Raw genomic sequence first — 12,298 nt, forward strand, 5'->3', positions numbered from 1 at the left:
AGGTTTTCGATTTTTTTTAGCGTTTCGAAGGCAGGCCGTTTCAAATCCGGAAAATCGGCACTACGTGCAGTCTCTTATCCATGAGCCAGAGTCAGCGAGTCGATCCGCTGCGGTCCTGCCGCTTCAAGCGCTCCCGCCGCAAAGCGCAGCGTTGCGCCGGTTGTGTAAATATCGTCAATAAGGAGCACCTTATGTCCGGATATCGATCCGGCAGCTTCCTCATTGAACAGGAACGGATTCTTACGGATCATCAGCCGTTCCCGGCGGTTCTTTTTACTCTGTTTTCGCTCGCTGCCCGGGCGGACCAGCGCATGCGTGAGCGGTTCTCCTAATAATTCGGCGAGAAGTACCGCCTGATTGAAACCGCGCTCCTGAAGCCGTTCTTTGCTGAGCGGGATCGGCACAATTATGTACTTTACCCCCGCTGCCCGTCGTTCTCCGGTTTTCAACCAATCCCGCAAGTTCTCCCATCCGCTGCCCTTCAGCTTCCTGTACACTGAGCGGAATTCTGTCCTGAACCCTTCGGCAAGCAGCGCATCGCCGCGAAATTTGAACATCGTTATGATCTCTTTCATCCATTCATTGTACGTAAAAAGTGAACGGTTTCTGCCGAACAAACCGTTTCTGCCGCTCTTCGCCCAGTTCCGGCAGTCGCTGCAGACCGAGCCGCTGACAAAGCTTTTGTCAATCAGCCTGAGGTCGCGTCCGCAAGAGGCACAGCAATCGTCCAGATCGATCGGCGCCAGTTTTCTCCTGCAATTCTTGCAGAAACCCGGGTCCGTCCCGGCCAGCAAAAGTGTGCGGACGGTCAGGGGATCCTGCCTGATCCCGCCGCATATAAGACAGTGTGTCCCATTCAAAATCCGCCCTCCTCATTCATCTGCTCGATATGACGGCGCGCCCGCACCATCTCCAGCGTTCTCCCGTTATGAAAAAAGACGACATCGCCGGCCGGATATTCCGGAGAGCGGCCGACCCTTCCTGCAATCTGGACAAGCGCCCGTTCGTCAAAAACGGGATCGTCCGCACCAAAAACCGCGGCCTCAACAGCTGGAACCGTCACGCCGCGTTCCAGAATCGTCGTTGTCACCAGAATCCGGATTCTCCCTTCCCGGAAAAGCGTTACTTTGACGTGACGGTCCGGATCTTCGGCATGCACACCGGCCACATGATCCAGCGCTTCCCGCTGCAAAAGTTCCGTCAATTCTCTCAACAGGGAAACGGAAGGAACAAAAAGAAATATCTGGATACCGGCCTCCATTTTTCCCTTGATCCATTTCAGCATTGCGGGAGGCAGGAATCCTTGGGCGACCGATTTTTTCCAGTTCCCTGCCCAGCAGAAAAGGGGTACAGGCAGGGGGTGTCCGTGAAAACGGCGCGCTATTTTTGTGCCCTTTAAATCTCCGCGCAAGTAGGCATTCTTTAGCCTGGGAGGAGGAGTTGCGCTCAGGTAGGCGAACGGTGCCCCTTCTTTTGCCGCCTTCTGAACCGCATATTCCAGCATCGGATCAAAATGGAAGGGAAAGGCGTCCACCTCGTCAATAAAGACGCGGTCAAAGCAGCGGTGAAACCGAATCAGCTGGTGAGTGGTCGAAATGACGAGGGGCGCGTCCGGAATCCTATCCTCGCTTCCCGCATAGAGAGCACTGACGGGGACACTTGGAAACGACGCTTTCATCCTGGGAAAAAGTTCTCTGACGACGTCCGTTCGCGGCGTCGTCAAAACAACGCGCTCGCCTCGGAGGAGTGCGTATTCAATGGCAGGAAACATCAGTTCCGTTTTCCCCGAACCCGTCACGGCCCAGATTAGGAAAGAATGACCCTCGTTCAGGCAGCGGACGAGTTCAGCCGCCGCGGCGGCCTGTTCCCCCGAGAGGGTTCCAGTCCATTCGCAGAGTCCTCCGTTTCCGCCAGGCGTCACGGGCTGCCGCACGGGTTCGGGGCCGACCCATGTCGCGAGTTCCGTGCACGAACGGACCACCCCCATGTTCAGACAGCGGCGGCAATAAACACACGACTTTCTGCAGCGTCCGCACGCGCACGACCCGAACAGCCCGGGATCTGAGTTGCCGCAGCGACGGCACACCCATCTTCTGCTGCCAAGCAGAAGTGAGAACAGTCCGTCATCAACGGCCTCGACCCCGCGCCGCAGCGCAATAAGCCCTTTGCGGACGTGCTGCCTTATCATGTCTTCAGGAAAGGGAAGCTCGTCAATCTGGTACTCCCTGCCAAATAAAAAGCGCTGTAAATCTTGATTAAAGTTCGGATGGATCGAATCACTGCGGGGTAAAAGCATCATGGACAGACCTTCTTTCGGAGAATGGGTGAATGGAAAACTGAGGAAATGAAACGGGCTGCAAAAAGAGGTGATTCTGCAGAATGGGATATTTCAAGAGGAATCTTTGGAAATAAAAATAAGATAAGAAAAACTTGTTGAAGCCAAGTCTTTGACGACGGCCTGAGACTTAGTTTTTCTTATACTAGACACCTCAAATCTTTTATTTTTACTATCTTATTTGTAGAACAAAGCGAACTTGCCTTTCTAAATTATAAATTCAACACTGGAAAGCATACTCCTTCTTTTTCAACAATTTTTTTCGCGGTGGTTGATGAAGAGGGGCATCTGAATGAAAAGCGGGTACTGGGAGCGGCGGAAAAAGCCCGAAAATTTTCTGTTTATTTGCACCTATTGATTCTAAGGCGGTTACTGTTGATTCTTTGCGATTTACTGATGATTCTACGAGAGTTACTGTTGATTCTCCCGCCGTTACTGTAGATTCCCTTGAATTTACTGACGATACACCCACTTTTTACCGCTGATTCTGACGCTGCAGTCCTGTCCGGATGACTTTCCACACTTTCGATTGAACCTTTTCACCTTATTGTCAGGAAAAAGTTCAGCCCGGCTTCTTTCTTTTCGTTTTTGCGCCAATTTTGGGACGACTGCTCATTTCTACGCTTTATCTCACCTGTAAAACAGCATGGCCGTTTTTTCAGGATCCGCCTGAGTAAAGTCTGTTGCTTGGCGCATGAAAAAGTGCGGTCAATCGCCATTTTTACTTGAGTATCTGCAGCTGGAACGCCCTCCATAAGCAAGATAAAATCAATTTACAAAAGAAAAGAATCGCAGCATATACTCCGCGACTCCCCTTATTAACCCGGTTGTAAACTTGCATCCGGGTCATACGCCTGATGCATTTTTCTATTCAAGATACATTGCCGTTTCAGCTAATTCCGTATCCATTGCGTCTTCGAACGATCAGTAAATTTTGACCCAGCCGTTTTTGATTGCCTCAACTACAGCCTGAGTACGGTCGTCGACGTTCATCTTTTGCAGAATGTTGCTGACGTGGTTTTTGACCGTTTTTTCACTGATGTACAGATTTTCACCGATCGAACGGTTGCTTTTTCCTTCAGCCATAAGCTGAAGTACTTCACACTCCCGATGTGTGAGAATATGGAGTGGCGGCCGGAATTCCAAATCGCGAAATCCTGACGGCTCGCTTGAGTAGCCCTGCGATGCGAGCCTCCGGAATTCATTGACGAGATTATGCGTGACTTTCGGATGAATGTAGGCTCCACCCTGAGCAACAATCCGCACGGCTTCAATCATTGAATCCGCGTCCATCTCTTTGAGCAGATAGCCGAGCGCTCCTGATTTCAGCACATGGGTCACGTAACTTTCATCATCATGAATCGAAAGAATGATGACCTTCAGGCCGGGGTGATTCTTGATCAGTTGTCGGGTCGCCTCAACACCGTTCAGTTTGGGCATGTTGATGTCCATCAGGACTACGTCAGGTTTGGATTCATCAATCAGTTTTTCAGCGATGATACCGTCATCACCTTCTGCAACAACCTCAAAATCCGGTTCCATATTCAATATTCTTTTAACGCCTTCCCGAAAAAGGCGGTGATCGTCAATCAACACAATTTTAGTCACTTTTGGACGAACGTTTGTCACTGTCACACCTGCTGCAAAAAACATGAATATCCCTGTCGTTTGGGAAGTATCGGCCAATGGCGGCCGCACGCTTCAAGGTGTTCCGCCGTACCCTTCACGTATTCAATCCGGCAGTCATGCCGGACCCGGGATTATCCGTGCCGCCCCTCGCCGCAGCAGGTTCCTCACCTCTCTTTTTATCGGTCAGTCAATAGATATGAGACGGGGGGCAACCGCCCATCTGACAATTTTTATTAAATCCATTATTTCTCTAATTCGTCACCGTGCTGGATCGGAACATTAATTAAGACCGAAGTGCCTCTGCCATTTCCCGAATGGATAGCCAGCTTGCCGTTCAATAACTCGGTACGTTCTTTCATCCCGATCAGACCGTAGCTGCCTTCTTTTCTGATCGACTGGTCGAAACCGATACCGTCGTCTTTCACATGAATCCGTATCCGGTCTTCACGAAATTCCAGACGAACAACGATGTGTTTCGGATGGGCATGGCTGCAGGCGTTTTGAACTGCTTCCTGCATCAGCCGAAAAAGTCCGGCTTCCATGCGGGACTGCAGGCGCTTTTCCTCACCCATGCAGCGGAAGTCGATGACAATAGACGGATAATCTCCGTCTACTCGATGAAAATATTTTTGAAGCGTCGGCACCAGACCAAGGTCATCCAGACTCATCGGTCTTAAATCGTATATAATCCGCCGGACTTCGGCAAGCGCGTCCTGCACCATGGCACGATACTTCTGCAGCTCTTGCCTGGCTGCTTCGGATCCTTCTTTCTTGCCGACGCGCTCCACAACATCAAGTCCGAGCAGGACCTGGGCCAGCGTCTGAGCCGGGCCGTCATGGATTTCACGGGAAAGCCTCTTCCGCTCTTCTTCAAGCGCCTCGATGATCTTCAGACCAAGCGCGCGTTGTTCACGCGCGCTGGCGACCACTTCCCCAATTTGCTTCAAATCACTTGTCAAATAATTGAGGACAACCGTTACCTGTCCCACCAGACTATCGGCTTTCCTAATCGTTGCTGCCAGCTGCACAAGACGGCGTTCCAGTTCGTTGCGCCGAGCCTTCATCTGCTTTTCCATTTCACGGACAATTGACAGCTCATTCTGAATGCTGTTTGCCCGCTCATAGGCATTCCGGATATCTTGTTCTCCATAATGATCAAACGCTTTGCTGATTTCGGCCAGTCGCCCCCGCGATTGTCTTGCTTCAATCTCCAGCCGGTCGCTGCGCTTAATCACCTCGGTTAGTTCATGTTTTAACAAGTGAAGTTCTTTAGCCAGCTCGTCGTGCTCTGTTCTGGATTGTTCGCCTATTTCAAAAATCTGTGTTTTGCTGTCGCTGACGTTTTCAATCATATTGTTGATGATTTTATCAAGATGTTTTACGTCATGCGCCTCACGTTCATTTTTGTCGGCTGACATTTTTTCCCTCCATAGTAACAAATGTAGCTGAACAGTGCCGTACTCGCTAGACACCTTGTACCTATCTCCCCATAGTGCCAAAGAACTATTTCACTTTAAAACAATCTCTTTTCATTTTTTAATAGCATCAAACATATTACAAGTGTAAATGTTACCAATTATTTTATAATAGCATAAATTAAGCGTTTTTATTAGTTTGAACGGACTGACGGGTCATTGATTTGTCGAAGTAAGAATGATATGGTTTTATAAAATTGAGCAGCATCAGAATTCCATGACTTTTTCTCAGAAGGTAAAGATGTTGCTCAAAGTGATACGTCCGGAAGCGAACAAAAGTGTCCGGCAAGGAGTTGTTTTTTTGTGACATTATCCTCTTATATAACGGTCATGCACCCGGCCATCAAGGAAATTGAGATCCGCCGCTCCCGTTTTATTGCGAGCGTTTTCCCTGTTGCTTCGGAAAGCGACGCAATCGGGGCAATTGAAACAAAGCGCAAGGAACATTGGAAGGCCAATCACAATTGTTTCGCTTACATCATTGGAAAGAAGCAGGAAATCCAGAAGGCAAGTGATGACGGAGAACCGAGCGGAACGGCGGGCGTGCCGATTCTCGACGTACTGAAACGGCGCGGACTCTGTGATGTGCTGGTCATCGTGACCCGCTACTTCGGGGGAATCAAATTGGGGACGGGCGGACTTATCCGCGCTTACGCTCATGTCGCCGCCGCGGGGCTTGCCGCCGCCGAGGTAATCGAACAGATCCCCACGGATTTATGGCGCACGAGTGTCGACTACCATCTGAGCGGTTCAATTGACAATAAACTTCGCGAGTCTCCCTATCTTGTGAAGGATGTGCAGTATACCGATAAAGTATCATTCGATGTCTTTACCCGCCAGGAGGAGAGCCCTGCTTATGCCAGCTGGATCGAGGACCTGACAAACGGTACGGCGGACAACAGAAAAATTGAGGAACTTTATCTCCAGAAAAAATTGCCCGAATCTGCGGACAGATAAGAACCTTTTAAAAACCGAAGAAAAAAATAGTGGACATCCCCTGAAAACGGCCACCGCACTTCGTACTTTGGTTACGTCCCCCCTATTCAACCATTCCGGACCGGCAGATTGGCGTTCTGCGACGACCAAGCCCAAAAGCCGGAACCGTTCTTGTCCGGTTCCGGAATAGACTCGTCCTGTTTTATTTTGCCTTAGCCGGGCTGAGCGCTTTTGCCAGGCTGAGAATCCGCTTATAGGTCTTCAGCAGCGGCTTGTAGCCTGTGCTTACCAGTCCGACACCTTCGACTACCAGTTCAATCGTGACCATCACGCCGATAATAATGAGCAGCGAACCAAGCAACGTGGAAGTTGACAGCAGAATCGCCGCAAGAGCGAACATCGCGCTCATGCCGTACATCAGCACCACGGTCTGGCTTTGTGAAAAACCATAACGGAGTAGGCAGTGATGAAGATGCGACCGATCGGGAGCGGTTAACGGTTTTTTATTAACCAGCCTTCGGATAATCGCGAACAATGTATCGGAAATCGGGACGGCCAGAATAACGACCGGAACGACGAGTGAGAACATCGTCACATTCTTGAACCCAAGCAGCGCCAGAACCGAGATGACGTAGCCGAGAAAATAACTTCCGGTGTCCCCCATAAATATTTTTGCAGGGTGAAAATTATAAGGAAGAAAACCGAGCGTGCTCCCGAGAAGCACTGCGCTGACCGCGAACACGAACAAGTCATTTTCTGTCAACGCGAGCCCGGCAATCGTCATTAAAACAATGCTTGAAACGCCGGCAGCCAGCCCGTCCAGCCCGTCAATCAGATTGATCGCATTCGTGATACCCATGATCCAGAGCAGTGTCAGCGGAATGCTCAGCCAGTGCAGATAAAGGACGCCGTTAAACGGCAGATTGATATAAGTGACAGTGATTCCGCCCTCGACAATGACCAGAGCCGCAAAAAAATGGGCAATAAGCTTCACCCGGGGCGACAGGGAGTACAAATCATCTAAAATACCTGTAAGAATGATAATGACACTGCCCGCGATCAGCGGTATTGTATAGCTGCTGACCGGCCACAAAATGACCATGCCGATGATAAAGGCGAAGTAAATAGCCAAACCGCCCATGCGCGGCATGATTTTCTTGTGAACCTTGCGCGCGTTGGGAACGTCGGTAGCGCCTGCTTGAATAGCAAGCTTTTTAACAAGGGGTGTAAGCCCGATTGCAGCCAAAAAACATATGACAAACGTCAAATAGACCATAGTGTCAGCCTGCCTTGTATCCAAAATTCCCGTTCGGCAAAAGTCTAAAACGGTTTTCAGAGAAAATAGTTTTGTCTCTTTTACTCAACGGATATTATATCACAATGTAAAGAGGATACCAGTACTTTCTTAACAATCGCTTAACTTGCTTCTTTTATTGATTAGTTTTGTTAAATAACTGTGAACCATGAAAACTGTGCATCATTGAAGCAATTTTTAAGGCCGTATGACCCGCGTTTCAGATGCAGGATTCAAAAATCGTTTTGTCCCGGACTATTTTTTAACTGAACCTGTTGCTTAATGCCAGTCTACATTTTTTTTAGACGAATAGCTGGATTTTGGATTTTTTTTGACTTTCTCATCTAAAGGGGTATAAAAATTCGAAAAGCGGACAAACACGGGATTATGGAATGCTTGACAGAGACGGGTTCTGTCGATGAAAATGAAACAATATGAGACATGCTGAATGCAGATTCAGAAGAAGGGGTTCATTTTGGCGAAAAAGCAATGCATCGGAAATATATACATGAGTGTGTTCACTTCAAAGCAGGAATTTATTGAAACACTTGCCGGAAAGGCCGGAGAAAAAGAAAAGCTGAACCTTTATTTTCTTAACGATCATGGTTTCAATATTGCCCAAAAAGACACGGATTATCGCGGGATCCTGAATCGAGCGGATTATCTGCTCAACGACGGTATCGGTATCAAACTGGGCGCTAGAATATGGGGCGTTCGCGTTGGCGAAAACCTGAACGGCACGGATCTGATTCCCCTTTTTCTTAGGAAATGCGAAGACGAAGGATGGTCCGTTTATCTGCTCGGATCGACGGAAGATATTGTCAGTGAAGCGGCGCGGCGCATTAAGGAAAAATACCACCGGCTGAAGATCGCCGGCTATCACCACGGTTTTTTTCGTGCGGAACAAGAAATAGTCCGGGAAATCAACCGATCTGAGGCCGACGTGCTGATCGTGGGCATGGGTATGCCTCTTCAGGAAAAATTTATCGACCGCCGCGATCATGAATTGACCCCACGTATCCGCATTGCTGCCGGAGGCTATATTGATTTTGTTTCAGGGAAAAAACCGCGCGCACCCAAAGCGATGCGAAAACTGAACCTCGAATGGCTCTTCCGGATGGTGCTTGAACCGAGAAGAATGTGGCGGCGGAACGTGATCGGCCACCTGCAATTTTTTATCAAAGTCATCCAACTGAAAACAAAAAAGCGCTTATAAGCCTGTACCCTCGCAAAATGAAGCGAAAGGTGCGAATACTCTGGTGCGAAAACGTTTTCCATATTTAAGTCCCTTCCTGTGATAAGATTTCGTGCATCGTTAACTTAGTTGACATAGTTTAATTCATCTTCGGATGACTTCGTGAGTCAGCTCCCCTTTTTCAGAAGAGACATTCTGAAAGTTCCGATGCAATCGGAATTCGCCCCCCTCGGCCTTGGCCCGCAGCATCATCCATTCCTTCCGATGACAAATGATGTCAGATCATCGCTTATATTAACGGTGAGATTCTACGACTTCCGATCTGTAAAATGATAGAATGGTAGAGGAACGACATCATGACGAAAGAAGGATGATCCGTATGGACAGGAGTTTTTTTATACGCAATCGCAACAAGCTTTATGAAACGCTCGAGGATCAGTCGCTGACGATCCTTTTCGCCGGCGAGGCGGCTCATCAGTCGGCGGATGAGAGCTATCCCTTTTACCCGAACCGGAATTTCTATTATATGACCGGAATCACGGAACCGAAAGTTGTTTTCGTTGCCGCAAAGTTCGGCGGAAAGGTCAGCGAGACGTTGTTTATTCAGCGGGCCGACCCGTGGATGGCCAGATGGTACGGAGAGACGATCACACCGAACGAAGCCCAGGAAGCTTCCGGTATTGAAAATATTGAACTGCTTGATAAACTGGATAGTTTCATCCATTCACAGTTTGACGGTCGTGTCTATACGCATCTTTATGCGGACCTCGAAGCCAAATCATGGGAATATCCGGCCAAACCGGCGAATAAGTTCGCTGCCGAAGCGGCGGTCACCTACCCTTATCTGTCGATCCATAACCTGTACCCGGTGATCAGCAACCTTCGTGTAGTCAAGTCGCCGGAAGAAATTGACCTCCTGCGTAAGGCCGGACAAATCACTGCGGAAGGCATCAAGAATGTCCTTGCCAATGCAAAACCCGGCATGAAGGAATACGAATTGGAAGCGTATTTTAATTTTGTTCTGAAGAGCCGCGGTATCACCGAATTCGCTTTTCCAACCATTCTTGCCAGCGGTTACAATGGCACGGTGCTTCATTACTCGGCCAATACCGGTACCGCTGCGGACGGAAGTCTCGTTCTGCTTGACCTCGGCGCCCAGTATCAATATTATAACGGCGACATCAGCTACACCTTCCCTGTTAATGGAAAATTTACCGAACGTCAGAAAACAATTTATGACATCGTCCTTCGCTGCAACCAGGAAGTCACAAAAATGGTCAAACCGGGTGTTGCTTTTGAAGAACTGAACGATTTTACGATCAAATTCTTTACTGAAGAACTGCTCAAAATCGGTCTGATTCAAAAACCGGAAGAATTACGCAAGTATTACTTCCACCATGTCAGCCACTCGCTCGGACTCGATACCCACGACGTCGGTAACTATCGCGATATCAATCTTGTGCCCGGCGAAGTGATCACCAACGAACCGGGACTTTACATTCCAGAAGAAAGCATCGGCATCCGCATAGAAGATGACGTCCTCGTCACCGAAAACGGCTACGAGGTGCTGACTACCGGACTTCCTCGGACCACAAATGAAATTGAAAGCTATATGGCCGAACGCAATAAGAACCTGCAGTAAGGCTGACACGTCTTCCACAGCGGTTCCACCCTTCTCTCTGTGCGTCCCGCCGCAATTGCGCAACTGGGATCCTGTGCCAAAGTTATGCAAAACACAAATTATCGAAGGGGGTTTCTAAATGAAATATCGCCATCTCGGAAATTCCGGACTCAAGGTCAGCACAGTCAGTCTGGGAAGCTGGCTGACCTATGGCGGTTATGTGGCAAACGAAAACGCGGTGAACACCATTCTGAAAGCTTATGATCTCGGCATCAATTTTTTTGACACCGCCAATGTTTACATGCGCGGCGAAGCAGAAAAAGTGGTCGGCAAAGCAATTAAAGCCTTCCCGCGCGAATCCATCGTCCTCTCGACGAAGGTCTTCTTCCCCATGGGTGACGGTCCCAACGACCGCGGCCTGTCCAGAAAACATATCATGGAGCAGGCTGATGCCAGCCTGAAACGGCTCGACGTTGATTACATCGACCTGTATTATTGTCACCGCTTTGATCTGGAAACTCCGGTCGAAGAAACGCTGCGCGCCTTCGATGATCTGATTCACCAGGGGAAAGTGAACTATATCGGGGTCAGTGAGTGGACGGCTGCCCAGATTACGGAAGCCGCACATATCGCCGATGAAAAGCTGCTCAATCATTTCGTCGCCAACCAGTCACAATACAGCATGCTTTACCGCAAGATCGAGAAAGAGGTTATTCCGGCCAGCGCTGCACATGGCGTCAGTCAGGTCTGCTGGTCGCCGCTCGCCCAAGGCGTACTCACGGGAAAATATAAGTCGGTGGACGATGCTCCGGCCGGAAGCCGTGCTGCAGAAAAAAGCGGATCCGTTCATCGCTTTCTGACAACCGAGAACCTCGGCAAAGTTGCCGAGCTCAAGAAAATTGCTGAAGAACTGGATATCACCATGGCCCAGCTCGCTCTCTCCTGGATCCTCCGTCAGGATAACGTAGCTAGCACGGTCGTCGGCGCCAGCAAACCGGAACAAATTGTCGACAACGCCAAATCAGCCGACGTCGTGCTCGACAGAGAAATACTTGATAAAATTGAAGCTATTTTAGCGTACTAAATATGGCGAAAAGCCGGAACCCCGTGGCGTAATTGGGGATCCGGCTTTTTTGCGCTTTATTCAATAGCCGGGTTACCAGCCGGATTCACGGGTCTATCGGCCAATTCGGACCCTCTTCCGGCCGGATTCGCAAGCCTATCGGCCAATTTGGGCCTCCTTCCGGCCGGATTCACGGGTCTATCAGCCAAATCTAGAGTTAGTCTAAATGGTGGACACGTCAAAATGGGATCCCGTATGATTGAACTATAATTTTAAAGGACGTGTTCACATTGCCGAAACATCGAGACCCTGAGTATAAGGAATATGTCGCAAAGCTTGTGGTGGAAGAGCACCGGGTCGCCCGTCAAGTTGCCTTTGAACTGGAGCTCCCGGAATCCACAGTCAACCATTGGGTGGCAGCCTACAAGAAAAAGAAGTTGGGGCCGGATCAGGGAAAGTATGTGACTCCCGGTGAACTTTCAAAGTTGGAAGCCAAGTACGCTAAAGAAATTAAAGCACTGCGAGAAGAGAACGAAATCTTAAAAAAAGCCATGCACATCTTCACCAAGGGCCAGTAGGGGTCTACAGGTTCATTGATGCTCATCGAGATGAACATACTGTTGTGTTGATGTGCCGCGTGCTGAACGTATCGAAGAGCGGCTATTATAAATGGCGGAACAGGCGTGAGGTTCAGACGGATCGGGACGTACGGAGAAAAGCACTCTGTAAGAAGATCAGGAAATCTTTTCA

The 12,298-nt window shown here is 49.2% G+C and carries 10 protein-coding genes; 5 read left to right on the top strand and 5 right to left on the bottom strand.

Annotated features, from left to right (window positions below; all coding sequences use genetic code 11):
• Positions 1 to 74: 74 nt before the first annotated feature.
• The 4 genes from IEX81_RS09300 to IEX81_RS09315 all read right to left on the bottom strand — a co-directional run bounded on the left by IEX81_RS09300 (position 75) and on the right by IEX81_RS09315 (position 5,382).
• Entirely contained in the window at positions 75 to 860 is a 786-nt protein-coding gene (locus IEX81_RS09300; RefSeq protein ID WP_188802793.1) for a ComFC family protein, read from the bottom strand.
• The gene (locus IEX81_RS09305; RefSeq protein ID WP_188802794.1) at positions 857 to 2,299 is read right to left on the bottom strand and encodes an ATP-dependent helicase ComFA; all 1,443 of its coding nucleotides are present in this window, start codon (positions 2,297 to 2,299) and stop codon (positions 857 to 859) included. Before IEX81_RS09305 ends, IEX81_RS09300 begins: the two co-directional genes overlap by 4 nt.
• A gap of 960 nt (positions 2,300 to 3,259) precedes the next feature.
• The gene (locus IEX81_RS09310) at positions 3,260 to 3,964 is read right to left on the bottom strand and encodes a response regulator transcription factor (RefSeq protein ID WP_308424076.1); all 705 of its coding nucleotides are present in this window, start codon (positions 3,962 to 3,964) and stop codon (positions 3,260 to 3,262) included.
• 242 nt (positions 3,965 to 4,206) lie between these two features.
• Positions 4,207 to 5,382 carry a sensor histidine kinase gene (locus IEX81_RS09315; protein ID WP_188802795.1) on the bottom strand — a complete coding sequence of 392 codons (1,176 nt, stop codon included), beginning with the start codon at positions 5,380 to 5,382 and terminating at the stop codon, positions 4,207 to 4,209.
• Positions 5,383 to 5,742: 360 nt separating this feature from the next.
• Here IEX81_RS09315 and IEX81_RS09320 point away from each other — a divergent pair, with 360 nt between their 5' ends.
• Positions 5,743 to 6,396, top strand: coding sequence for a YigZ family protein (locus tag IEX81_RS09320; RefSeq protein ID WP_188802796.1), 654 nt, complete (start codon positions 5,743 to 5,745; stop codon positions 6,394 to 6,396).
• A gap of 181 nt (positions 6,397 to 6,577) precedes the next feature.
• Here the strand turns inward: IEX81_RS09320 and IEX81_RS09325 are convergent, their stop codons facing one another.
• Positions 6,578 to 7,651, bottom strand: a complete 1,074-nt coding sequence (locus IEX81_RS09325) for a glycosyltransferase family 4 protein (RefSeq protein WP_188802797.1) — start codon at positions 7,649 to 7,651, stop codon at positions 6,578 to 6,580.
• 493 nt (positions 7,652 to 8,144) lie between these two features.
• Here IEX81_RS09325 and IEX81_RS09330 point away from each other — a divergent pair, with 493 nt between their 5' ends.
• The 4 genes from IEX81_RS09330 (at position 8,145) to IEX81_RS09345 (ending at position 12,126) form a co-directional block, all read left to right on the top strand.
• The gene (locus IEX81_RS09330; RefSeq protein ID WP_229727545.1) at positions 8,145 to 8,885 is read left to right on the top strand and encodes a WecB/TagA/CpsF family glycosyltransferase; all 741 of its coding nucleotides are present in this window, start codon (positions 8,145 to 8,147) and stop codon (positions 8,883 to 8,885) included.
• 358 nt (positions 8,886 to 9,243) lie between these two features.
• Positions 9,244 to 10,506, top strand: a complete 1,263-nt coding sequence (locus IEX81_RS09335; RefSeq protein ID WP_188802799.1) for an aminopeptidase P family protein — start codon at positions 9,244 to 9,246, stop codon at positions 10,504 to 10,506.
• Positions 10,507 to 10,624: 118 nt separating this feature from the next.
• A complete protein-coding gene (locus IEX81_RS09340; RefSeq protein WP_188802800.1) occupies positions 10,625 to 11,569 on the top strand; it encodes an aldo/keto reductase family protein in 945 nt (314 codons plus the stop codon).
• Positions 11,570 to 11,829: 260 nt separating this feature from the next.
• On the top strand, positions 11,830 to 12,126 hold the full coding sequence (locus IEX81_RS09345) for a transposase (protein ID WP_373292358.1): 297 nt from the start codon (positions 11,830 to 11,832) through the stop codon (positions 12,124 to 12,126).
• Positions 12,127 to 12,298 lie beyond the last annotated feature (172 nt).

The sequence above is a fragment of the Sporolactobacillus putidus genome (assembly GCF_014647035.1).
GTDB classification, from domain to species: Bacteria; Bacillota; Bacilli; order Bacillales; family Sporolactobacillaceae; genus Sporolactobacillus; species Sporolactobacillus putidus.